The sequence below is a fragment of the Streptomyces sp. MRC013 genome, from assembly GCF_023614235.1.
Lineage (GTDB): Bacteria > Actinomycetota > Actinomycetes > Streptomycetales > Streptomycetaceae > Streptomyces.
In genome coordinates this window covers 3,588,771-3,610,463 of the sequence record NZ_CP094264.1, presented here as the reverse complement: position 1 = coordinate 3,610,463, position 21,693 = coordinate 3,588,771, and the positions used below count along the sequence as shown (strand labels likewise).

Here is a 21,693-nt window from a genome sequence, read left to right as displayed (position 1 = left end):
AAACACCCGTGCAGGCGATCCATTCTGCGCCATGACAGGTGCTGGGGAAGGGAGTTCAGGCTGCCGGAGAGTGGGGCTATCCGGGGTGACCGGCGCGAGCGGCGACCCCCTCCAGCCGCGCGCCCCGGCTCCGCGCGATGCGGTGCACGTCGCGCAGGGACTCCGACAGACGGGCGACGACGTAACGGAGCTGCTCGGGCGTCGCCGAACGGTCGTCCAGCAGGTCCTCAACGTGGCCGAGGAGATCATCGGCCATGCCGAGCTGCACGCTCTCCATGGTGTCGGCGACGCGGGACACGTACCCCTGGCCGTCACCAATGAGGTAGCAGGGCTGGCCCTCGGCACCGGTCCAGGGGAGCAGCCGGGCGGCGTCGGTGGTGTACCAGGTCACGGCGTGACCTCCCTTCCGTGGATGACGCGGGGTCCGATGTCGATGCCGTGCGCAGCGAGCCAGAGGGCGCGGCGGCGGCTCCGCTGACGTCGGGCCTCGTCCTGAAGGCGCTCGTGGGCGAGCAGGTAGGGCCGGACGAGCGGGCTGTCCTCTCCCCGGAAGTACGGCTCCGGCGCGGGAGCGGGTGCGGGATCGGGTCCGGGCACATGCGGTACGGGGCGGGTACGGGTGCACGGCTGGCGGTGGCGTCCGGGCGGCGGCCACAAGAGCCGCAGCAGCGGATCGAGCACCCGGGCGATACAGTGCAACACGTCGTCAACTCCGTTGTAGTTGAGGGCCACGCCCCCGGACCGTTCACCTCGGTCGCGGGGGTCTCGCGCGTTCGGCTCCGCCGGGCTCGTCCGCCCGCCGGAACTTCGCTCCGTAGCGATTCCCTCACAGCCTGGGACCGACAGGGCTACGCTGACCAGGGGGTTCGAGGTGACAGAGCTTTTGTCACGAAGGGGTTGACGATGACGAACGTCTACGGGGAGTGGCTGAAGGCGCAGCGGGAGGTGTCCGGCCTCACCCAGCAGGAGCTGGCCGACCTCGCGATCATGACGCGCTCACACATCGCCCACATCGAGGCGGGCCGCCGGATCCCGTCGGCGGAGGACGCACGGCGGCTGGACGCGGCGCTGGGCACGGGGAACGTCCTGCAGAGCTTCCTGCCGAAGCAGGACGTGGCGGTCGCGGACTACTTCGAGACGGCGCTTGAACTGGAGCAGCAGGCGACGGTGATCCGCGAGTTCGCCCTGTCGTTCGTACCGGGCATCCTCCAGACGGAAAGGTACGCACGTGCGGTTCTGAGCACGTCGTACCCCCCTGTGAGTGAAGAGGAGTGTGACAGGCTCGTCGTCACACGACTGCAGCGCGCGAAGGTGCTAGTGGACCCGGTGAGCCCGGTGGTATGGGCGCTGATCGACGAGGCGGTGCTGCGCCGGGTCGTGGGCAGCCGGGAGATCATGGCGGAGCAGATCATGCACCTGGTCCGCCTGGTGGAGTTGAGGCGAGTGCGGGTGCACGTGCTGCCGTTCGGAGTCGGCGCCTACCAGCTGCTCCAAGGCATGCTGAGCCTGATGTGGTTCGAGGACCAGCCGCCTCTCGCATACTCGGAGGGGAACAGCGTGGGCACGGTCCACGACTCCCCCGCCCTGGTCACCCGACTCCAAGGTGCCTACGATCTCGCACTGAGCGACGCGCTTCCGCTACGAGAATCGCTCACCCTCCTGCGGGCAACGGCAAAGGACTACGAAGATCGTGACCGACCACAGCATTCCTGACAGCTCCGCGTTGCAAGGTTGGCGCAAGTCGTCTTACAGCGGTCCAGAGGGCGGCAGTTGCGTCGAGGTGCTGGACGGCTACTCCGCAGGGGTCCCGGTCCGCGACTCCAAGACCCTGCACGGCCCTGCGCTCGTTTTCACTTCGGCTGGTTGGGCCGTGTTCGTCACGGCGCTCAAAGCCGGACAGTGACTCCGTCCCCCGCAAGCAGCTCATCCATCAGACCCTGCTTCAACTGTCCAATCTTGACCAACTCGGCCCTCTCGCGAGCAAGCACAGCGTCAAACCCGTCGAGCACTTGGCAGATCTCGCTCTGGGCATCCAGTTCCGGGAACGGGACGGGGAGATTCCTCAGTTCAGACTGCGGAAGCTGAAATTGCCCACTCGTACCTCGAAATCGACTAACGATCCGCAGCCGCACGATCGGAGTTGCCAAGACCTCACTCAAGTAACGCCCAACAAAGACATCCGCCTTGGGTGTCAATCTGAAAACGAGATCTGACAACATAAGCCTGGGGGGCACCTTCTCAGCTACACACACCGAACCTACGAGGTCCACAGAGCCGTTGACGCGCACCATTAGCACGTCTCCTTCTTGGATCTCGCACTCAGGGCGCGGTGCAATTCCATCAGGCAGTCGTTTAACTTGTGTTGGATCGAATGTCCCGCCGGTCACAGACCCCAGCCTGATAACGCCCCACTCACCGGCATCCGGGACAGCTTCTGGCCCCGCTGAGGCGACTCCAACCTCAAGTGCAGCAAGCCCCTCTACTAGCGGGATCTCTTGCTCTACAGAACCTAGGAGCTGGCCAATCACGGCCTGCCGGGTCGCCCCATGCTTCGCGATCGACACCTCAATGGCGCGTTCCTGCGCCGCCACCGCGTCGATCACCTCGACGATCCGCCGCTGCTCGGGCAGAGGCCGCAGAGGAAAGAGAAGGGACCCGAACCGGTTGCCGCCGAGGTGCGAGATACTTGTCTTCTCTGCAACGCTGGCGAAAACTCCTTGTGCCCGCCATCGCACGAACACCGCTTGCGCGTACTCCGGAAGGACCTCGCCCCCCGGGCGAAATCTGATGAGCGTGTTCTGAAAGCAGAACGCTCCCGGCTCGCCCGTATAGATGGCGCTCCTTCCCACCATCCGAAGGCTCTCCTGACCTTCGTTGAGAAGAATGTCCCCCGGGCGCAGCCCGTATACCTCGCGCTCCGTCGATGAAAAGCCCATCGTCTTGACGTCGGATAGGTCGATCCGTCCCTCGTAGACGTTCGCGACTCTCAGGTAAGGGTGCTGCCCCGCCGCCTCTCGGCTGCTCGGCGAGAGCTGCTTGCCCATGCGGACCTCGCCGACCTCCCGCACGGGAACCCAACGGATCTCGGCGTCACTCGACATAGCCCAGCTCCTTCAGGAACCCGTCCAGCGTCGCCGCCGCGCGCTCGCGCTCCGCGCGGATCTCCCGCAGCGAGACCGCGTACTTGTCCGTCCACACCGTGTACGCGTCGACCAACTCCCGTCGGCGCCGCACCACATGGCCCTCCAGCTTGCCCGCCAGGTCGTCCCGCAGCAGGTTGAGCACCACGCGGCGCTCGCCCTCCGGGTCCTGCGCGTACCACTTCCGCGCGGCGATCAGCCTCGGCGGGTCCTCGGCCAGCTTGGACGGGTCCGGCCAGGGGAACCAGAACTCCGCCTCAAGCTTCTTGATGCGCGCCGCGGCTTTGGTGCGTTCCCTCTTCACGTGCGCCAGCTCCGCCAGCTGCTCCACGCTCAGCTCGACCTGTTCCCGTGTGACAGCGTCCTCGCCACCTTCGGTCTCGCCGTCCTCCGAAGCCTCCGGCTCGGCGTTGAGTTCCTTCCAGCGGGCGTCCAGCTCCGCCTTGCGGGCGTCCGCCTCGGCCAGTTCCGCCAGGAACTCCGGGACGATCGCCGCGACCACCTTGTGGTCGTAGGCCTGGCGCCGCTCCGCCGCCGTGCGCTTGCGCAGCTTCCGCGTCTTGGGGTCCTGTTCGGGTGCGAGCATCGTCTCGACGTTCTCGACCCAGCCGTCGAGGACCCCGGCGAAACCGTTCTCGGACAGGGCCAGCAGGTCGTACTTGGCCTCGTACCACCAGCCGGCCACCGCGCCCGCGAGCGCGTACCGGTCGAGCAGGCCGATCCCGCCGAGCCGTTCGACGAAGGAGTCGATGAGCGAGCTCCGTACGGTCATCAGCGCCGCCTTGCGCTCCGAGGCCGTCAGGTCGGCCAGGCGCTCGTCGGTGGCGGCCACGGCCTCCAGGTGGCGGGCCTCCTCGTCCCACCACTTGGCGAAGGCCCGCCGCAGCTCCTCCTCGCGGGGCCGCGCCAGCTCCGCCAGCCGGGCGGCGTCCGGGCGCTCGCCCTCCGGGAGGAAGTCCACGTACGCCGGGTCGACCGGGTCCCGTTCGGCGAACAGGTCTTCCGGCCGGATCCCGTAGGCGTCGAGCAGGTTTCGCTTGGCCTCGACCTCCGCGCGCGGCATGCCACCCGTCAGGTGGGCCCGCACGTCCTGCGGCTCGGGCGGGGGCGTGTTGTCCACGTACCGGCGGATGTTGAGGTTGTAGTCGTTCTCCCGCAGTTCCTCGCGCGCGACCACCCGGGCGAAGCCGGGCACGTCCTCGTACGCGCGGAACGTGGTGACGATCTTCTCCGCGTGCTCGGGCAGGAGCACGTTCTGCGCCCGCTCCGCGTGGTACTCGCGGTCGGCGTTGACGAAGAGGATCCGGCCCTCCCGCTCGCGGTCCTTCTTGCCGGGCGGGCGGAGGACCAGGATGCAGGCGGGGATGCCGGTGCCGTAGAAGAGGTTCGGGGCGAGGCCGATCACCGCCTCAATGGCGTCCTTCTCGATCAGCTCGGCGCGGATGTCCCGCTCGCCGCCGCCCCGGAAGAGCACGCCGTGCGGCATGACCGTGATGACCATGCCGCCGCGCCCCTCCCGCTTGGTCATCCAGAGCATGTGCTGGAGGAACATCAGGTCGGCCTTGCCGCGCTCGCTCGTCGCGCCGTACTTCGCCCGCTCGGCCTTGTGCGGGTAGTTCTTGTGCGAGTAGTCCATGGAGAACGGCGGGTTGCTGAGCACGCCGTCGTACCGGTCGTCGTCGGACTTCGGGACGTGCGCCGGCTCCGACAGGGTGTCGCCGGTGCGCAGGTCGAAGCGGGTGCTGACGCCGTGGAGCACCATGTTCATCGTGGACATGATCCAGGAGCCGCTGTTGGCGTCCTGTCCGGCGAAGAACATGTTCTCGGTGTCCCCGCCGTGCTCCTCCACGTACTCCTTGGCGTGGATGAGCATGCCGCCCGAGCCGACGCAGGGGTCGTAGATGCGCGTGCCGTCCTTGGGGTCGAGCAGCTCGACCATCATGCGGACCACGGCGCGCGGGGTGTAGAACTCGCCGCCCTTCCGGCCGGCCGAGTCCGCGAACTCCTTGATCAGGTACTCGTACGCGGCGCCGATCAGGTCCGGGAACTCGAAGTCCTCCGTCCGCAGCCGTACCCGCCCGAAGTGGGCGATCAGCAGCTTCAGCCGCTGGTCGGCGAGCTTGGCGGCACCCGCCGTGGCACCCGAGCCGCCGATGCGGTTGAAGTCGAGCTGGTCGAAGAGGCCCCTGAGCTTGGCGTTCTGCCCTTCGAGGGCCTGGAGGGCGGGCCTCAGCCGCGTCTCGTTGACGTTGTGGGTGCCGGACGCGATCCTGGCCCAGCGCGCCTCCTTCGGGACGAAGAGGACCCCGCGGTCGCTGTACGGCGCCGGGCGCTCCAGGTAGCCCTCCAACCGCTCCCCGGTCATGCCCGGCACGGTCTTCGCGTGCTCTCTGATCCGCTCACGCGCCGCCTCGAACTCGTCGTTGGCCCGCTTCAGGAACAGCAGGCCGAAGATGTAGTCCTTGTACTCGGAGGCGTCCATCGTCCCGCGGAGGATGTCCGCGGCGGCGAACAGATGCCGCTCCAGCTGCGCGAGCGTGAGCTTGGCCACGTCACCGTCTTCCCTACGACCCGATACGACGAGGGAACCCTACGGCGACTCGGAGCAGAGGCGAAAACGGCGGGCCCCACCGGTCATCAGCCTCAGTAACCGGCGACCCTCAGGCCCTTCTCCACGAAGACGTACACGTCCGTGTACGGGTCGCGCCGGTCCTTCGGCACGTGGGCGGGGTGCTGGGCGTTGATCTTCTGCGCCCGCTTCTTCGCCTCGGCGAAGCTCCCCTCCGGGAGCTCGTCCGGCCGCATGTGCTTGAGCTCCTGCGGCGTCCCCGCGAGGGGGAGCTGTCTCACGGCCTCCCCGCACACGCCGCTGAACCTGCCGTGTACCGGCTTGTGGTGGAGCAGCCGCCACAGCTCGAAGCAGGGGTGTGAGAAGGCGACCTGCACCCCCGCCTCGTCGGCGAGCCGCAGGGCCGCCGGAATCTGCTGGTGCTCGTCGCGGTCGAAGAGGCACCAGACCTCCGGCCACAACTTCTCGTCCAGCTTCGCCTTCTTCGCGGCGCGTGTCTCCTCGCGCATCAGCCGTGCCGCCGCCTCGACCAGCGTGATCGGCTTGCGCTGTGAGCCCGGCGCGGACGCGTTCGCGATCCGCACCTCGACACCCGTGTCGGCGGGTCTGCCGCGCACGATCTCGATGTACCGCGGCTCGGTCACCAGGCCCTCGGTGAAGACGTGGACGATCTTGTAGCGCCGTTGCCCTCTCTTCGCGGGCCCCAGCGAGTCCTTCCCCCTCGTACGCGCCATCAGCTGCCGCTCCGCTCCGCCCCGGGTTCGCGTTCCCGCTCGTACACCGCCAGCAGCCGCCGGGCGATCTGACCCTCCAGCAGCGCGGGGACCGCTCCGAAAGCGCCGGCCAGGTACGACTTCATCAGGTCCTCGTCCTCCCCCGGGGAGGCCGCGGTCAGCGGGTACAGCTCGGTCGCGCCGTCCTCGTCCTTCTCGGTGAGCCACACCTGGGCGGGCTCCAGCAGGCGGCCCCCGCTCGGCGTGGTGAGCACGGACGGGTCGTGCGAGGTGAAGACGAGCTGCGCCCCCTGGCGTTGGCCTGGGGGTCGTGGAACAGGCGGATGACCTCGGCGGCGAAGCGGGGGTGGAGACTGGCGTCGAGTTCGTCGACAAGCAGGACCGCCCCTTCGTCCAGGGCCAGCAGCAGCGGCCCGAGGAGGGCGAACCAGGAGCGGGTTCCGTAGGACTCGTCCCGCCAGTCGAGGGCGACGTCACCCGTGGCGGACCGGTGGGTGAGCCGGGCCTCCGGGCGGCCCCGGGGGCCCCTCCACGGCGTGCGCGCCGGTGATGCCGAGGTCGGCGACCCTCAGCAGCTCGTTGATGCGGCGCGCGCGCCTGCCGGTCAGTTCACGCGTCGTGAACGTCTCCCGTTCCTCCCGTTCGACCTCGGGGTTGACCAGCCAGAGGTTGCGGAGGAACCAGTGGAAGAGGGGGGTGAGCTGCGGGTGGTTGTCCGTGCCGGCGGTGGAGAGCACCAGGGCGTTCGGCCGGGTGCGGCGCTCCAGGCCCGCCCGGTCCCTCACGCGTGCGCCCGGCCAGTCGTAGACCTTGGCGCGCGAGGCGTCCCGGTCGAGCCACACCTGACGGTGCCCGCGCGGATAGCAGTGCAGCCATTCGGCTTCCACCCGGTCCGGGCCCAGCTCGAAGCCGTACGTCCAGCGCACGCCGTCGAGGACGAGGTCCACCTCGTAGAAGCTGGGCTCCCCACCGGCCTTGCCGTCCAGCGCGAAGGGGGTCCGGTCGGTGCCGTCGTAGGCGGCCCAGCGGGCGTAGGAGTTCTGGACCGCGCCGCTCATGTCGGTCATCGCGGCGAGGACGTTCGACTTGCCCGAGGCGTTGGCGCCGAAGACGCCCACGAGGGGGAGTACGCCGACCGCGCCTCCCGCCAGCTCGACGCGCCGCGCCGCGGCGCTCGGCTCGTCCCCGGGCACGACGAAGGTCAGCTCCTGCTCGTCGCGTAGTGACCGCACGTTGGCCGTGCGAAATCTCAGCAGCATGCCGGGTTCCTCTCCGCGGTCAGCGTAGTGGCTGGGGTGGCGGCGGATACCGCCGAGACGAACCCGGAAGGGACCCCGGACCGCCCCTGAGGTCCTGAGCGCCCGCCTCCCACCGTTCGGCGCAGGGTGATCGGTGATGATGCCGGGCTGCCACCCCGGACCCGAGGCGCCGGCTCCGATGCCGGACCCGTGGCCGCCCGTACCGTCCGGAGTCGCCGACCGGGGTGCGGGTGGCCCGTCAGTCGACGGAGTCCATGAAGTCCAGCATCCGGCGGTTGATCTCGTCCGCCTGGTCGATCTGGGGTCCGTGGCCGGTGCCGGAGACGATCTCGGCGCGGGCGCCCGGTATCAGGCGCGGGACGCGTTCGACCTGCCTGCGCGAGTGCACCAGGAGACTCCGCTTGCCGAGTACCAGGTAGAGCGGGGTGCGGATGGTGGACAGTTCGCCGTCGGACAGGGGCAGCGGGGCGGGGCGGCGCACCCGGTAGGCGCGGACGCCCTGTCTAATCATGGTGCGCAGTTCCGGCACGACGAGGACCGGCTGCTCCAGCCAGGCCGCCAGCCGCGGCCGCAGCGCCCCGGGCGCGGAGGTCGCGAGGAGGCTGGCGAATATCCAGGCGAAGAAGCGCAGCCCCACCTTCTCCAGGCCTCCGGGGTCGAGCAGGGTGACCGAGGCGAGGCGTTCGGGCCTGCGGTGCGCCTGGTTCAGGGCGAGCCAGCCGCCGTAGGAGGCGCCGACCAGGTGCACGCGGTCGAGCCCGAGTCCGGCGAGCGTCTCGTCCAGCCATCGCGCGGCGTGTTCGGGCCGGTCGATGGGCGCGCGCTGGACGCTGCGCCCCGGGTCGCCGGGGGTGTCGACGGCGTGGACCGGGCGGGCGGCGCTGAGCGCGGGGGTGTTCGGGTACCACATGGCGGAACAGGAGCCCGCCCCGTGCACCAGGACGACGGGGACGCGCGACCGGGCGGCCGGGTCGTCCGGGCCGTACGCGTAGACGTGCGTGGTGCCGTAGGACGTCTCCACATCCGTTTCCGCCAGGGCCGGCGCGCCCAGTGCGTACACCGCGTCGCAGGCCGCGAAGTAGCGGTCGCGCCGGGCGTCGTCCACGAATCGGCCCGCGTCCGTCTGGGTTCGGTTTCGGGTCCGGCGCACGGCCACCTCCGGGTGCGGTCTTCTACGGTACGAATGTACCACTTAATTGATACAGGTGTACCATAAAAAATGGGGGCCCGGCGACGACGAGGGACGAAGGAGCGGTCGATGCCCAAGCGGGTGGACCACGCGGAGCGGCGTGCCGAGATCGCCGAGGCCCTCCTCCGCGTGGCGGCGCGGCGCGGGCTGCACGCCGTCGGCATGCGCGACGTGGCGGCGGAGGCGGGCGTGTCGCTGCGGCTGGTGCAGTACTACTTCGAGACCAAGGAGAAACTGCTGCTCCACGGGTTGCAGCACCTGGCCGGGAGGTTCGGGGAGCGGGTCGGTGCCCGGGTCCGGGCCGCCGGCCCCGATCCGGGGCCGCGCGCGGTGGTCGAGGCGATACTGGCGGCGGCGCTGCCGGCGGACGAGGAGAGCCGCGTCTTCCACCTCGTCTACACCTCGTACGCCGTCCTGTCCGTCACCGACCGGGCGCTCGCCGCCCAGCCCTTCGTCAGGAACCCCGACGCCGCCGAGAGCGCCCTGGTCGGACTGCTCCGGCAGGCCGAGGAGGAGGGGCTCACCCGGCCCGGCGTGGACGCCCGGCTGGAGGCCGTCAGCCTGCTGGCCCTGTCCGCGGGGCTCGGCACCGGCGTCCTCGTCGGGCAGCGCGGCCCGGAGGAGGCCGCCGCGGTCCTCGAACATCACCTGGACCGGATCTTCCGGGACGGCCCCGCCGCCGGACCGCGGGAATGACCACGCCCGGCGAGCGCCGCCGGCACCCGCCGGGCGCGGTGCGCCGCCCGCGCCCACGGACGCGGCCCGTGCGAACCGGTCGACCAGCGCACCCACGGCGGTCACCCGCGCCACCCGGGCCGCCGGGCCCCGCGCCCCGACCGGGTGCGTGGACGCGACGCCCCGCGCCCCGGCGGCCCTGCCGCACCCCGCACGCGCGCCGGTGCGGATCGCGGTGAGGGCCTGCCCCGGACTCCAGCCGGCGTGCCGCCCGGCGCCCTGGACAGGCTTGATGACCGCCGGGTAACTTCGATGCCAACAACCTGAGCAAGCGCTTAGCCAGAGCCCAGCCACTCCAAGGAGGCGTCGGTGCGCCGTACCGTATTCAACGAGGACCACGAGGCGTTCCGGGACACCCTCCGCGCCTTCATCGAAGCCGAGGTCGTGCCCGTCTACGACGAGTGGTTCGCCGCCGGCCAGGCGCCGCGCGACTTCTACTACAAGCTCGGCGAGCTGGGTATCTTCGGCATCAACGTCCCCGAGGAGTTCGGCGGGGCCGGCCTGGACACCCACAAGTTCGAGGCCGTGCTGTGCGAGGAGACCGCCCGCGCGGGCGTCATCTTCGGCGGCTCCGGCGTCCACGTGCTGCTGGCGCTCCCCTACATCAAGATGCTCGCCACCGAGGAGCAGAAGCGGCGCTACCTGCCGAAGTTCGTCACCGGCGAGGAGATGTGGGCGCTGGCGATGACCGAGCCGGGCACCGGCTCCGACGTCGCGGGCATGAAGACCACCGCCAGGCTCTCCGAGGACGGCACGCACTACGTCCTCAACGGCGCCAAGACCTTCATCACCGGCGGTGTCCACGCCGACCGGGTCATCGTCTGCGCCCGCACCTCCCCCCCGAGCGAGGAGGACCGCCGCTTCGGGATCTCCCTGTTCGCGGTGGACACCAAGTCCGAGGGGTACTCCGTCGGCCGCAAGCTGGACAAGCTGGGCCTGCGCACCTCCGACACGGCCGAGCTGGCCTTCGTCGACGTGAAGGTCCCGGCCGAGGACCTGCTCGGCGAGGAGGGCAAGGGCTTCTCCTACCTCGGCCACAACCTGGCCTCCGAGCGCTGGGGCATCGCCTTCGGCGCGTACGCCCAGGCCAAGGCCGCCGTCCGGTTCGCCCAGCAGTACGTGCAGGAGCGCACCGTCTTCGGCAAGCCGGTCGCGCACTTCCAGAACACCAAGTTCGAGCTGGCCGCCTGCCAGGCCGAGGTGGACGCCGCCGAGGCCGTCGCCGACCGCGCCCTGGAGGCCCTGGACGCCGGGGAGCTGACCCCCGCCGAGGCCGCGTCCGCCAAGCTGTTCTGCACCGAGGTGGCGCACCGCGTCATCGACCGCTGCCTCCAGCTCCACGGCGGCTACGGCTACATGAACGAGTACCCCATCGCCCGCCTGTACGCGGACAACCGCGTCAACCGCATCTACGGCGGCACCAGCGAGATCATGAAGTCGATCATCGCCAAGTCGATGGGGCTGTGACCGCGGCCGGACCGCGTGACCGTGACGCCCTCCCCGGGCCGCTCGTGACAAAGCGGCCCGGGGAGGGCGTCCGCGTGCGGCCCCGCGCGGCCCCGGACGGCCGCCGCGGTCACAGCAGCCCGGCGGCGTCCAGCAGGTAGGCGGTCATCGGCTCGTAGGAGCGGGGGTCCAGGACGTGGTCGTCGAGGGGGACGACCACCTGGAGGACGCCCTCGGCCTCGCCGACGAAGAGGGCCGGGTCGTTGCAGTCCGCGTAGCCCACCGTGTCGATGCCGCGCTGCGCGGCGCGGCCCGCCCAGCCGTGGTCGGCGACGACGAGGTCCGGGAGGGCCTCGCCCGCGGCGCGCAGGCCATCCAGGATCGCGCTCATCGGCTCCGGGGAGTGGGTGTGCCACAGCGTGGCGCCCCGTTCGAACACCGCCACGTCGGCGAACTGCACCACGTACCCCTCGTCGGCGGTGAGCCCGCCGGGGATGCGGACGACGTCGCAGCCGGCGGCGCGCAGCGCGGCGGCGGTGCGGCCGTGCACGTCCAGGAGCGCGCCGGGGTGGCCGGTCGCCAGGAGCACCCGCTGCCGGGCGTCGGCGGCCTTGCGGAGGCGGACGGCCATCCGGTCCAGGGCGTCGACGGTGAGCTCCGGGTCGATGGTGTCCCGGCCGGTGCGGTGCTCGGGGTCGTCGTCGACGCCGCACCGCTCGGCCATCACCGCGAGCACGTCCTGCTCGTCGGTCCAGCGGTCGCCCAGCTCCAGGCCCAGCCAGTAGTGGCGGTCGCCGTTCGCGAGCCCGCGGTAGTGGGCGAGGTTGTTGTCGCGGGGGTGGCGACGTCCCCCGCGATGCGCGTGCGGACGAGGTGCTCGACGAGGGCGGCGCGGCTGGGTATCGGCATTCCCCCATTGTGCCGCCCGCCTCCGGCGGCGGCCGGGGCGTCCGGCGGCGCGTCCGCGGCGTGTCCGGGGCGGGACCTTCGGCCCTACCGGCGGGAAACCCGCCCGCAACCTCCGCTTGGCCCGGCAGACTGGCGCCCGCCACCCCACCCCGCCCGGGACGCGGACGTCCCCGAACGGCCGGGCCGCCCGTGCCCGGCACCGCTGGAGAAAGGCACCTCCTTGAACCGTGCGATACGCGCCGCCGCCCTGTCGACGGCCGCCCTGTCCCTCGCCGCGCTGTCCCCCGCCGCGCTGTCCGCGGACGCCCGGGCCGCGTCCACGACGGGCGCCCTGATGATCACCCACGTGCGGCCCAACACCTCGGGCGCGGACCTCCGGGACGGCCGCCAGCTCAACCTGAACGGCGAGTACTTCCTGATCAGGAACGTGACCTCGCGGACGGTGAACACGGGCGGGTACGTCCCCGACATCACCTCCAACACCTACGGTCGCGTGCTGCCCTCGTACGACCTGCCCGCCGGCGCCAAGGCGTACGTGCACACCGGCAGCGGCACCAACCACCGGGACGGCAGCGGCTGGCACCACCTCTACCGGGGCTACGCGCGGCACGTCCTGCCCAACGACGCCCGGTCCCGCACCCCCGACCTGCGGCTGAAGAAGCCGGGGAGCCCGGACGACAACACGTCCACCGGCTCCGTCAGCTCCTGCAACTGGAACCTCGCGGCGGACGGCACGACGTACGCCTGCTGACCCGGGCACCGGCCCGGACCGGAGCCCGAGGGGGGCCGAGGGGGGAATCGGAGGAGGCCCGAGGGGGGAATCGAGGGGCCGGCCGCGCGGGCACACGGACCGCCGCGGCCGGCCCCTCCGCGCGCCCGCGCGCCCGCGCCGGGGCCTTCCGACCCGCGCGGGCGTGCGCCCGCGCGGGCGGCGGGTTCAGCGGCCCTCCGGGTCCCGGGGGGCCGCCGCCGCGAGGGCGCCGCGGGCGAGGCGGTGGAGCAGGGGGCCCGTGGAGGGGCGGCCGGTGAGGGCGCCGGCGAGGTGCGGGGTGGAGTTGAGCAGGCCGAACACCGCGTGGACGGCCGCCCGGGCGTCGGCCTCGTCCAGCGTCGGGTACGCCTCGCGCACCGCGTCGACCCACAGCTCGACGTACTGGCGCTGCAACTGGCGGACGCGCTTGCGGTCGGCGTCGCGCAGGCGGTCCAGCTCGCGGTCGTGGAGGGTGATGAGCGACCGGTCGTTGAGCGCGAAGTCGATGTGGCCGTCGATCAGGGCGGCCAGCAGCGCCTCGGGGTCGCCGCCGGACTCGGCGACGCGGCGGCGGCCGCCGTCGAGGAGGCGCTCGCTGATCCCGACGAGCAGCTCGGCGAGCATGGCGTCCTTGCCCGCGAAGTGCCGGTAGAGGCCCGGACCGCTGATGCCGACCGCCGCGCCTATCTCGTCGACGCCCACGCCGTGGAAACCGCGCTCGGCGAAGAGGCGGGCGGCCTCCCGCAGGATCTGCTCGCGCCGGGTCGGGGCGTCGGTCCTGGTCGTCATGGACCGATTCTAGACAAGGTGGTTAGCGCTCGTTAACCTTGGCGATGCACGTTAACGCTCATTAACGCTCTCGTACGGTCAAGGGGACTCGACACGATGCAGCAGGCACCTGTGCTGACGAGCGCGGCGGATCCCGCGTCGGCGGCCTGGCGGGCCAACGAGACGGCGCACCGGGAACTGTCCGACGACCTCCGGGCGCGGCTCGCCGCCGTCCGGCTCGGTGGCGGCGAGAAGGCACGCGCCCGGCACACCGCGCGCGGCAAGCTGCTGCCGCGCGACCGCGTCGACACGCTCCTGGATCCGGGCTCGCCCTTCCTGGAGCTGGCACCGCTCGCGGCGAACGGCATGTACGACGACCAGGCCCCCGCCGCCGGGGTGATCGCCGGCATCGGACGGGTCGGCGGCCGCGAGGTGGTCGTCGTCGCCAACGACGCCACCGTCAAGGGCGGCACGTACTACCCGATGACCGTCAAGAAGCACCTGCGCGCGCAGGAGGTGGCCCTGGAGAACCGGCTGCCCTGCGTGTACCTGGTGGACTCGGGCGGCGCGTTCCTGCCGATGCAGGACGAGGTGTTCCCCGACCGGGACCACTTCGGGCGGATCTTCTACAACCAGGCCCGCATGTCGGGCGCGGGCATCCCGCAGATCGCGGCCGTCCTCGGCTCGTGCACGGCCGGCGGGGCGTACGTGCCGGCGATGAGCGACGAGGCCGTCATCGTCCGGAACCAGGGCACGATCTTCCTGGGCGGCCCGCCGCTGGTGAAGGCCGCCACGGGCGAGGTCGTCACCGCCGAGGAGCTGGGCGGCGGCGAGGTCCACTCCCGCACCTCCGGCGTGACCGACCACCTGGCCGAGGACGACGCGCACGCCCTGCGGATCGTGCGGAACATCGTGGGGACCCTGCCCGCGCGCGGGCCGCTGCCGTGGACGGTCGAGCCGGTCGAGGAGCCGAAGGTCGACCCGGCGGGGCTGTACGGGGCGGTGCCGGTCGACCCGCGCACGCCGTACGACGTGCGGGAGGTCATCGCGCGGATCACGGACGGCTCGCGGTTCGCCGAGTTCAAGTCCGAGTACGGGCAGACGCTGGTGACGGGCTTCGCCCGGATCCACGGGCACCCGGTGGGGATCGTCGCCAACAACGGCATCCTCTTCGCCGAGTCCGCCCAGAAGGGCGCCCACTTCATCGAGCTGTGCGACCAGCGCGGCATCCCGCTGCTGTTCCTCCAGAACATCTCGGGCTTCATGGTGGGCCGGGACTACGAGGCGGGCGGCATCGCCAAGCACGGCGCGAAGATGGTCACGGCCGTGGCCTGCACCCGGGTGCCGAAGCTGACGGTCGTCGTCGGCGGCTCCTACGGCGCGGGCAACTACTCGATGTGCGGCCGGGCCTACAGCCCCCGCTTCCTGTGGATGTGGCCCAACGCCAAGATCTCCGTCATGGGCGGTGAGCAGGCCGCGTCCGTGCTGGCCACCGTCAGGCGCGACCAGATGGAGGCGCGCGGCGAGGAGTGGCCCGCGGAGGCGGAGGAGGAGTTCAAGGCCCCGATCCGCGCCCAGTACGAGCGGCAGGGCAGCGCGTACTACGCGTCGGCCCGGCTGTGGGACGACGGGGTCATCGACCCGCTCGACACCCGCCAGGTGGTGGGACTGGCCCTGACCGCCTGTGCCAACGCCCCCCTCCCCCAGCGGGAGCCCGGGGCGCCCGCCTTCGGCGTCTTCCGGATGTGAGGGACCTGACGACCATGACGATGTTCGACACTGTCCTCGTCGCCAACCGCGGCGAGATCGCGGTACGCGTCATCCGGACGCTGCGCGCCCTCGGGGTGCGCTCGGTCGCCGTGTTCAGCGACGCCGACGCCGGGGCGCGGCACGTGCGGGAGGCCGACACGGCCGTCCGGATCGGCCCGCCGGCGGCCGGCGAGAGCTACCTGCGCGTCGACCGGCTGCTGGAGGCCGCCGCCCGCACGGGCGCGCAGGCGGTCCACCCCGGGTACGGCTTCCTCGCGGAGAACGCCGCGTTCGCGCGGGCCTGCGCCGAGGCCGGGCTGGTCTTCATCGGGCCGCCCGCCGACGCGATCGCCCTGATGGGCGACAAGATCCGGGCGAAGGAGACCGTGCGGGCGGCGGGCGTGCCCGTCGTGCCGGGTTCCTCCGGCAGCGGCCTGTCCGACGGGGAGCTGGCTGCGGCGGCCCGCGAGATCGGCATGCCGGTGCTGCTGAAGCCCTCGGCGGGCGGCGGCGGCAAGGGCATGCGCCTGGTGCGGGACGAGGCCGCGCTGGCGGACGAGATCGCGGCGGCCCGCCGGGAGGCGCGGGCGTCGTTCGGCGACGACACGCTGCTGGTGGAGCGGTGGATCGACCGGCCCCGGCACATCGAGATCCAGGTCCTCGCCGACGGCCACGGCAACGTCGTGCACCTCGGGGAGCGCGAGTGCTCCCTCCAGCGCCGCCACCAGAAGATCATCGAGGAGGCGCCGTCGGTCCTGCTGGACGCGGCGACGCGGGCGGCGATGGGCGAGGCGGCCGTCCAGGCGGCCCGCTCCTGCGGCTACCGGGGCGCGGGCACGGTCGAGTTCATCGTCCCGGGCGGCGACCCGTCGCAGTACTACTTCATGGAGATGAACACCCGCCTGCAGGTGGAGCACCCGGTGACCGAGCTGGTCACGGGCCTGGACCTGGTGGAGTGGCAGCTGCGCGTGGCGGCCGGCGAGGAGCTGGCGTTCCGGCAGGACGACGTCACCCTCACCGGGCACGCGGTGGAGGCCCGCCTGTGCGCCGAGGACCCGGCCCGCGGCTTCCTCCCCTCGGGCGGCACGGTCCTGGCGCTGCGCGAGCCGCAGGGCGAGGGGGTGCGGACGGACTCCGGGCTCAGCGAGGGCACCGAGGTGTCCAGCCTGTACGACCCGATGCTGTCGAAGGTCATCGTCCACGGCCCCGACCGGGCCACCGCCCTGCGCCGGCTGCGCGCCGCCCTCGCCGACACGGTCACGCTCGGCGTGCCGACGAACGCCGGGTTCCTGCGCCGCCTGCTGGCCCACCCGGCCGTCGTGTCGGGCGACATGGACACGGGCCTGGTGGAGCGGGAGGCCGACGCGCTGGTCCCGGACGGGGTGCCGGAGGAGGTGTACGAGGCGGCCGCGGCCGTGCGCGAGGAGGCGCTCGCCGCGCGGCCCGACGGGCGCGGCTGGACCGACCCGTTCTCCGTGCCGAGCGGGTGGCGGATCGGCGGCGAGCGGCTGCCGGTCACCCACCACCTGCGGATCGCGGGCCTCGACCCCGTCGCCCACCGCGTGCGGGCGACCGGCCGCACCGTCACCGCCGACCGGGTGACGGTCACGCTGGACGGCGTCACCCACACGTTCCACCGCGCCGGCACCTGGCTCGGCCGGGACGGGGACGGCTGGAACGTCCTGGACCACGACCCGGTCGCGGCCTCCCTCACCGGTTCGGCGCACGCCGGGGCGGATTCGCTGACCGCGCCGATGCCCGGCACGGTCACGGTGGTGAAGGTGGCCGTGGGCGACGAGGTCGCGGCCGGGCAGGGGCTGCTCGTGGTGGAGGCGATGAAGATGGAGCACGTCATCTCCGCGCCGCACGACGGCACCGTCGTCGAGCTGGACGTCACGCCCGGCACGACGGTCGCCATGGACCAGGTGCTCGCCGTGGTCGAGCCGCACGCCGCGCAGGAGGACGCGAAGTGACCGACGGACTGCCGATGGCCGTGCCCGCGCCGGGGCTCCCCGCGCGGGTGCGGATCCACGAGGTCGGCCCGCGCGACGGCCTGCAGAACGAGCAGGGCGTCGTACCGACCGAGGTGAAGGCCGAGTTCATCCGCCGCCTCGCCGGCGCCGGCCTGGACACGGTCGAGGCGACCAGCTTCGTCCACCCGAAGTGGGTGCCGCAGCTCGCCGACGCCGAGAGGCTGTTCCCGCTGGTGAGCGACCTGGACGTGCGGCTGCCGGTGCTCGTGCCGAACGAGCGCGGGCTGGACCGGGCGCTGGCGCTCGGGGCCCGCGAGGTCGCCGTGTTCGCCAGCGCGACCGAGTCGTTCGCCAAGGCCAACCTGAACCGCACGGTGGACGGGGCGCTCGCCATGTTCGAGCCGGTCGTCGCCCGCGCGAAGGCCGAGGGGCTGGGCGTGCGCGGATACCTGTCGATGTGCTTCGGCGACCCGTGGGAGGGCCCCGTCCCCGTCGACCGGGTCGTGCGGGTGACGCGCCGCCTGGCCGACCTGGGCTGCGACGAGCTGAGCCTCGGCGACACCATCGGCGTGGCCACGCCCGGCCACGTGGAGGCGCTGCTGACCGCGCTCGGTGACGCGGGGCTGCCCGCGTTCCGGCTGGCCGTGCACTTCCACGACACGTACGGGCAGGCCCTCGCCAACACGCTCGCCGCGCTCCGGCACGGCGTGACCACCGTCGACGCCTCCGCGGGCGGGCTCGGCGGCTGCCCCTACGCCAAGTCCGCCACCGGGAACCTCGCCACCGAAGACCTCGTGTGGATGCTCCACGGCCTCGGCATCGAGACCGGGGTCGACCTGGGCCGGCTGACCGCCACCAGTGTGTGGCTGGCCGAGGAGCTGGGCCGCCCGAGCCCGTCACGTACCGTCCGCGCCCTCTCCCACAAGGAGTGACCCCCATGTCCCTGGACCACCGGCTCTCCGCCGAGCACGAGGAACTGCGCCGCACCGTCGAGGAGTTCGCCCACGACGTGGTGGCCCCGAAGATCGGCGACCTCTACGAGCGCCACGAGTTCCCGTACGAGATCGTGCGGGAGATGGGCCGCATGGGCCTGTTCGGCCTGCCGTTCCCGGAGGAGTACGGCGGGATGGGCGGCGACTACCTGGCCCTGGGCATCGCCCTGGAGGAGCTGGCCCGCGTCGACTCGTCGGTGGCCATCACCCTGGAGGCGGGCGTCTCGCTGGGCGCGATGCCGGTCTACCGGTTCGGCACGGAGGAGCAGAAGCGCGAGTGGCTGCCGAAGCTGTGCTCCGGCGAGGTGCTGGGCGCGTTCGGCCTGACCGAGCCGGACTGCGGTTCGGACGCCGGCGGGACGCGCACCACGGCCGTGCGGGACGGCGACGAGTGGGTGATCAACGGCACCAAGTGCTTCATCACCAACTCCGGCACGGACATCACGGGCCTGGTCACGGTGACCGCCGTGACGGGCCGCAAGCCGGACGGGCGCCCGGAGATCTCGTCCATCATCGTCCCCTCGGGCACGCCGGGCTTCACGGTCGCCGCGCCGTACTCGAAGGTCGGCTGGAACGCCTCGGACACCCGTGAGCTGTCGTTCTCCGACGTCCGCGTGCCCGCGGCGAACCTGCTGGGCGAGGAGGGCCGCGGGTACGCGCAGTTCCTCCGCATCCTGGACGAAGGCCGGATCGCCATCGCGGCGCTGGCCACCGGCCTGGCCCAGGGCTGCGTCGACGAGTCGGTGAAGTACGCGAAGGAACGTCACGCCTTCGGCCGGCCCATCGGCGACAACCAGGCCGTCCAGTTCATGCTGGCCGACATGGAGACGCGGGCGCACATGGCCCGGATCGGCTGGCGGGACGCGGCGTCGCGGCTGGTGCTGGGCGAGCCGTTCAAGAAGGAGGCGGCGGTGGCGAAGCTGTACTCGTCGACCGTCGCCGTCGACAACGCCCGTGACGCGACGCAGATCCACGGCGGGTACGGCTTCATGAACGAGTACCCGGTCGCGCGCATGTGGCGGGACTCCAAGATCCTGGAGATCGGCGAGGGCACCAGCGAGGTGCAGCGGATGCTCATCGCCCGCGAACTGGGCTTCTCCGCCTAGGACTCGCGGCCGGCCGGGTGGCCGCCCCGCCCCGGGCCGCCGGCGCGGGGCGGCCCGACGGGCGCCGGGCGGGCACGGCTGCGGCCGTCCCCGCCGGCCGGCGACAGGCGCCGTGGCCGGTGGCGGGACCGCCGGCGGGACTCCGCACCGCGTGCAGGCCGGTGGCCAGCGGCGCGATCCGCCGGACGGTCGGGCCCGGGGAAGGCCCTCCGCGGACGCTGCTGGACGCGGTGCGCGGACGGACCCCGTGAAGCGCTGCTCCGGCGGGTCCACCACCGGGGCCCCGTCCGCCGCGGCGGCGTGACGGAGGCGACAGCGGGAGGCGGGGCCGCCCCCTGGACAGCGTCTGAGGTTAGGCTAACCTACCTTCGAACGTGCCCGGTGGCCGGAACTCGGCCGTACGAAAGCGACTCCGCCATGCCCAGCAACGCCCGAGCCACCCGTCTGACCCGCCGTGGACTCCTCGCCGCGGGAGGCGCCCTGGGTCTGGGCGCCGCGCTCGCCGCGTGCGGCGGCGAGGAGAAGCCCTCCGGGAAGCCGGGCGACGCGGACCCCGCGGCGGGGTCGGGCCCGTGGAGGTTCACCGACGACCGCGGCGTCACGGCGGAGGCGAAGGCCACGCCGGGGAACATCGTGGCCTTCACCGGCATGGCGGCCGCGCTGCACGACTTCGGCGTCGAGGTGAAGGGCGTCTTCGGCCCCACGAAGACCGCCGACGGCAAGCCCGACGTCCAGGCCGGCGACCTCGACGTGAACAAGGTCGAGATCATCGGCAACGTCTGGGGCGAGTTCGACATCGAGGAGTACGTCAAGCTCCAGCCCGAGGTCCTCATCACCGACATGTGGGAGAAGGACGCGCTCTGGTACGTGCCGGACGAGTCCAAGGACACGATCCTCAAGCTGGCCCCGAGCGTCGCCCTGTGGGCCGCCGACCGGTCCATGCCGAAGGTGATCCGGCGCCACGCCGAGCTGGCCGAGAGCCTCGGCGGCGACGTGGGGTCCAAGGCGGTCGCCGACAGCAAGGCCCGCTTCGAGAAGGCCGCGGCCCGGCTGCGCGCCGCCGCCAAGGCCAAGCCGGAGATCAGGGTCCTCATCGGCTCCGCCAGCGCCGACCTGTTCTACGTCTCCACCCCGGACCGCCCCACCGACACCCTGTACTTCAAGGAGCTCGGCGTGAACCTCGTCGTGCCCGGCAAGCTCGACCAGGGCGGCTGGTTCGAGTCCCTCAGCTGGGAGAACGTCGACAAGTACCCGGCCGACGTCATCATGATGGACAACCGCAGCTCCGCCATCCAGCCCAAGGACCTCGCCTCCAAGCCGACCTGGGCCCGGCTGCCCGCCGTCAAGGCCGGCCAGGTCGTCCCGCGCGTCACGGAGCCCGTCTACTCGTACGAGAAGTGCGCCCCGCTGCTGGAGGACCTCGCCGAGGCGATCGAGAACGCGAAGAAGGTGGCCTGACCCCATGACGACCGCCGCACCGCCGTTCGGCTTCTTCAACCTGCGGGTCGTACGGGTGCGGAGGCTCGGCCCGTCGATGATCCGCACGACCTTCGCCGGCGCCGGCGACGAGGACCTGTCGGGCTTCGCCTCCGGCGGGCGCGACCAGAGCCTGTCGCTGTTCCTTCCGCACCCGGGCCAGCCCGAGCCGGTCCTGCCGCCCGTCGTCGACGGCGACCTGTACGGGACGCTGGGCGCGTGGCGGGCCATGCCGGACGACGTGCGGGCCGTCATGCGCTCGTACACCGTGCGCGGGCAGCGCCGGGCCGGCGACGGGACGACCGAGGTCGACATCGACTTCGCCGTCCACGAGGACGGCGGACCCGCCTGCCGCTGGGCGCTGGGCGCGACCGTGGGCGACCGCGTGGCCGTCCTGGGGCCCACCTCGCGGGAGAACACCGGCGTCCGCTTCCACCTGCCCGCGGACGCCGACGAGGTGCTGATGTGGGCCGACGAGACGGCGCTGCCCGCCGCCTCGGCGATCCTGGAGTGGCTGCCGGCCGGGACGAGGGCCCGGGTGTGGCTGGAGGTCCCGCACGCCGGTGACCGGATCGAGCCGCGCACCGCGGCGGACGCCTCGGTGACCTGGCTCGTGCGGGAGGAGGGCGCGCCGCCGGCCGTCGAGGCGGTCCGCGCGGCCGAGGTGACCGGTTCGGCGCCGTACGTGTGGCTGGCGGGGGAGTCCGGTTCGGTGAAGGCGCTGCGCCGGCACTTCGTGAACGAACGCCGGCTCGACCGCCGCCGCGTCACGTTCGTCGGGTACTGGCGCAGGGGCCTGAGCGAGGACGCCCTGCGCGAAGCCCCGGAGCCCGAGACCGAGCCCGAGACCGGGGCCGCGGCCGGCGCGTAGCCCCCGACCGCCGTGCCCGCCGCCGC

20 protein-coding genes and 2 pseudogenes are annotated in these 21,693 nt (G+C 72.2%); 11 read left to right on the top strand and 11 right to left on the bottom strand.

The annotated features are described in order from the left end of the window. Positions 1–76 precede the first annotated feature (76 nt). A complete protein-coding gene (locus tag LUW75_RS16515) occupies positions 77–391 on the bottom strand; it encodes a hypothetical protein (protein WP_250336298.1) in 315 nt (104 codons plus the stop codon). After that, positions 388–732 carry a hypothetical protein gene (locus LUW75_RS16510; protein ID WP_250336297.1) on the bottom strand — a complete coding sequence of 115 codons (345 nt, stop codon included), beginning with the start codon at positions 730–732 and terminating at the stop codon, positions 388–390. The genes LUW75_RS16515 and LUW75_RS16510 overlap by 4 nt, the downstream gene beginning before the upstream one ends. A 171-nt stretch (positions 733–903) precedes the next feature. Here LUW75_RS16510 and LUW75_RS16505 point away from each other — a divergent pair, with 171 nt between their 5' ends. Continuing rightward, positions 904–1,713 (top strand): helix-turn-helix domain-containing protein, encoded by an 810-nt coding sequence (locus LUW75_RS16505; protein WP_250336296.1) that lies wholly within the window; start codon positions 904–906, stop codon positions 1,711–1,713. Then, positions 1,691–1,903, top strand: a complete 213-nt coding sequence (locus LUW75_RS16500) for a DUF397 domain-containing protein (protein WP_250336295.1) — start codon at positions 1,691–1,693, stop codon at positions 1,901–1,903. Before LUW75_RS16505 ends, LUW75_RS16500 begins: the two co-directional genes overlap by 23 nt. Here the strand turns inward: LUW75_RS16500 and LUW75_RS16495 are convergent. From LUW75_RS16495 to LUW75_RS16465, 7 genes and pseudogenes are all read right to left on the bottom strand, one after another. Further along, positions 1,887–3,101: a restriction endonuclease subunit S gene (locus tag LUW75_RS16495; RefSeq protein ID WP_250336294.1), complete on the bottom strand. Its 1,215-nt coding sequence runs from the start codon at positions 3,099–3,101 to the stop codon at positions 1,887–1,889. The two genes, LUW75_RS16500 and LUW75_RS16495, sit on opposite strands and share 17 nt — an antisense overlap. Then, positions 3,091–5,691, bottom strand: a complete 2,601-nt coding sequence (locus LUW75_RS16490) for a type I restriction-modification system subunit M (protein WP_250336293.1) — start codon at positions 5,689–5,691, stop codon at positions 3,091–3,093. Before LUW75_RS16490 ends, LUW75_RS16495 begins: the two co-directional genes overlap by 11 nt. A 92-nt stretch (positions 5,692–5,783) precedes the next feature. Continuing rightward, positions 5,784–6,443: an RloB family protein gene (locus tag LUW75_RS16485; protein ID WP_250336292.1), complete on the bottom strand. Its 660-nt coding sequence runs from the start codon at positions 6,441–6,443 to the stop codon at positions 5,784–5,786. Beyond that, a complete protein-coding gene (locus LUW75_RS16480; protein ID WP_250336291.1) occupies positions 6,443–6,697 on the bottom strand; it encodes an AAA family ATPase in 255 nt (84 codons plus the stop codon). Before LUW75_RS16480 ends, LUW75_RS16485 begins: the two co-directional genes overlap by 1 nt. After that, a pseudogene (locus LUW75_RS16475) lies at positions 6,601–6,882 on the bottom strand (AAA family ATPase); the annotation flags it as partial. The gene LUW75_RS16480 and the pseudogene LUW75_RS16475, both read right to left, overlap by 97 nt. Before the next feature lie 34 nt (positions 6,883–6,916). After that, entirely contained in the window at positions 6,917–7,702 is a 786-nt protein-coding gene (locus LUW75_RS16470) for an AAA family ATPase (RefSeq protein ID WP_250336290.1), read from the bottom strand. Between the two features lie 238 nt (positions 7,703–7,940). Next, positions 7,941–8,807 (bottom strand): alpha/beta fold hydrolase, encoded by an 867-nt coding sequence (locus tag LUW75_RS16465; RefSeq protein WP_462933744.1) that lies wholly within the window; start codon positions 8,805–8,807, stop codon positions 7,941–7,943. 153 nt (positions 8,808–8,960) lie between these two features. Here LUW75_RS16465 and LUW75_RS16460 point away from each other — a divergent pair, with 153 nt between their 5' ends. Further along, positions 8,961–9,587: a TetR/AcrR family transcriptional regulator gene (locus LUW75_RS16460; protein WP_250336288.1), complete on the top strand. Its 627-nt coding sequence runs from the start codon at positions 8,961–8,963 to the stop codon at positions 9,585–9,587. 348 nt (positions 9,588–9,935) lie between these two features. Next, positions 9,936–11,093: an acyl-CoA dehydrogenase family protein gene (locus LUW75_RS16455; RefSeq protein WP_168437257.1), complete on the top strand. Its 1,158-nt coding sequence runs from the start codon at positions 9,936–9,938 to the stop codon at positions 11,091–11,093. Positions 11,094–11,202: 109 nt separating this feature from the next. On the opposite strand, the pseudogene LUW75_RS16450 reads toward LUW75_RS16455, so the two are convergent. Further along, a pseudogene (locus tag LUW75_RS16450) lies at positions 11,203–11,981 on the bottom strand (phosphatase). Between the two features lie 220 nt (positions 11,982–12,201). On the opposite strand from LUW75_RS16450, the gene LUW75_RS16445 reads away from it, so the two are divergent. After that, positions 12,202–12,732, top strand: a complete 531-nt coding sequence (locus LUW75_RS16445; RefSeq protein WP_250336287.1) for a lamin tail domain-containing protein — start codon at positions 12,202–12,204, stop codon at positions 12,730–12,732. 186 nt (positions 12,733–12,918) lie between these two features. Here LUW75_RS16445 and LUW75_RS16440 read toward each other — a convergent pair whose 3' ends face one another. After that, on the bottom strand, positions 12,919–13,521 hold the full coding sequence (locus LUW75_RS16440; protein ID WP_168437268.1) for an SACE_7040 family transcriptional regulator: 603 nt from the start codon (positions 13,519–13,521) through the stop codon (positions 12,919–12,921). Positions 13,522–13,617: 96 nt separating this feature from the next. Between LUW75_RS16440 and LUW75_RS16435 the strand changes: the two genes are divergently transcribed. The 6 genes from LUW75_RS16435 to LUW75_RS16410 all read left to right on the top strand — a co-directional run bounded on the left by LUW75_RS16435 (position 13,618) and on the right by LUW75_RS16410 (position 21,667). Next, a complete protein-coding gene (locus tag LUW75_RS16435; protein WP_168437269.1) occupies positions 13,618–15,249 on the top strand; it encodes a carboxyl transferase domain-containing protein in 1,632 nt (543 codons plus the stop codon). A 20-nt stretch (positions 15,250–15,269) separates the two neighbouring features. After that, entirely contained in the window at positions 15,270–17,222 is a 1,953-nt protein-coding gene (locus LUW75_RS16430; RefSeq protein WP_284453842.1) for an acetyl/propionyl/methylcrotonyl-CoA carboxylase subunit alpha, read from the top strand. Positions 17,223–17,236: 14 nt separating this feature from the next. Further along, the gene (locus LUW75_RS16425) at positions 17,237–18,154 is read left to right on the top strand and encodes a hydroxymethylglutaryl-CoA lyase (protein ID WP_250337701.1); all 918 of its coding nucleotides are present in this window, start codon (positions 17,237–17,239) and stop codon (positions 18,152–18,154) included. A 5-nt stretch (positions 18,155–18,159) separates the two neighbouring features. Further along, positions 18,160–19,320, top strand: coding sequence for an acyl-CoA dehydrogenase family protein (locus LUW75_RS16420; RefSeq protein ID WP_250336285.1), 1,161 nt, complete (start codon positions 18,160–18,162; stop codon positions 19,318–19,320). Between the two features lie 417 nt (positions 19,321–19,737). Further along, complete coding sequence (locus LUW75_RS16415; RefSeq protein ID WP_250336284.1) at positions 19,738–20,778, top strand: ABC transporter substrate-binding protein; 1,041 nt, start codon at positions 19,738–19,740, stop codon at positions 20,776–20,778. A gap of 4 nt (positions 20,779–20,782) precedes the next feature. Continuing rightward, a complete protein-coding gene (locus LUW75_RS16410; RefSeq protein WP_250336283.1) occupies positions 20,783–21,667 on the top strand; it encodes a siderophore-interacting protein in 885 nt (294 codons plus the stop codon). The last annotated feature ends 26 nt before the right edge of the window (positions 21,668–21,693 follow it).

Bases quoted from the DNA above. Each gene is read 5' to 3' on its own strand.
- LUW75_RS16430 (WP_284453842.1), top strand. From the start codon at position 15,270: ATGTTCGACACTGTCCTCGTCGCCAACCGCGGCGAGATCGCGGTACGC.
- LUW75_RS16435 (WP_168437269.1), top strand. From the start codon at position 13,618: ATGCAGCAGGCACCTGTGCTGACGAGCGCGGCGGATCCCGCGTCGGCG.
- LUW75_RS16410 (WP_250336283.1), top strand. From the start codon at position 20,783: ATGACGACCGCCGCACCGCCGTTCGGCTTCTTCAACCTGCGGGTCGTA.
- LUW75_RS16470 (WP_250336290.1), bottom strand. From the start codon at position 7,702: ATGCTGCTGAGATTTCGCACGGCCAACGTGCGGTCACTACGCGACGAG.
- LUW75_RS16440 (WP_168437268.1), bottom strand. From the start codon at position 13,521: ATGACGACCAGGACCGACGCCCCGACCCGGCGCGAGCAGATCCTGCGG.
- LUW75_RS16485 (WP_250336292.1), bottom strand. From the start codon at position 6,443: ATGGCGCGTACGAGGGGGAAGGACTCGCTGGGGCCCGCGAAGAGAGGG.
- LUW75_RS16420 (WP_250336285.1), top strand. From the start codon at position 18,160: ATGTCCCTGGACCACCGGCTCTCCGCCGAGCACGAGGAACTGCGCCGC.
- LUW75_RS16460 (WP_250336288.1), top strand. From the start codon at position 8,961: ATGCCCAAGCGGGTGGACCACGCGGAGCGGCGTGCCGAGATCGCCGAG.
- LUW75_RS16425 (WP_250337701.1), top strand. From the start codon at position 17,237: ATGGCCGTGCCCGCGCCGGGGCTCCCCGCGCGGGTGCGGATCCACGAG.
- LUW75_RS16505 (WP_250336296.1), top strand. From the start codon at position 904: ATGACGAACGTCTACGGGGAGTGGCTGAAGGCGCAGCGGGAGGTGTCC.
- LUW75_RS16415 (WP_250336284.1), top strand. From the start codon at position 19,738: ATGCCCAGCAACGCCCGAGCCACCCGTCTGACCCGCCGTGGACTCCTC.
- LUW75_RS16495 (WP_250336294.1), bottom strand. From the start codon at position 3,101: ATGTCGAGTGACGCCGAGATCCGTTGGGTTCCCGTGCGGGAGGTCGGC.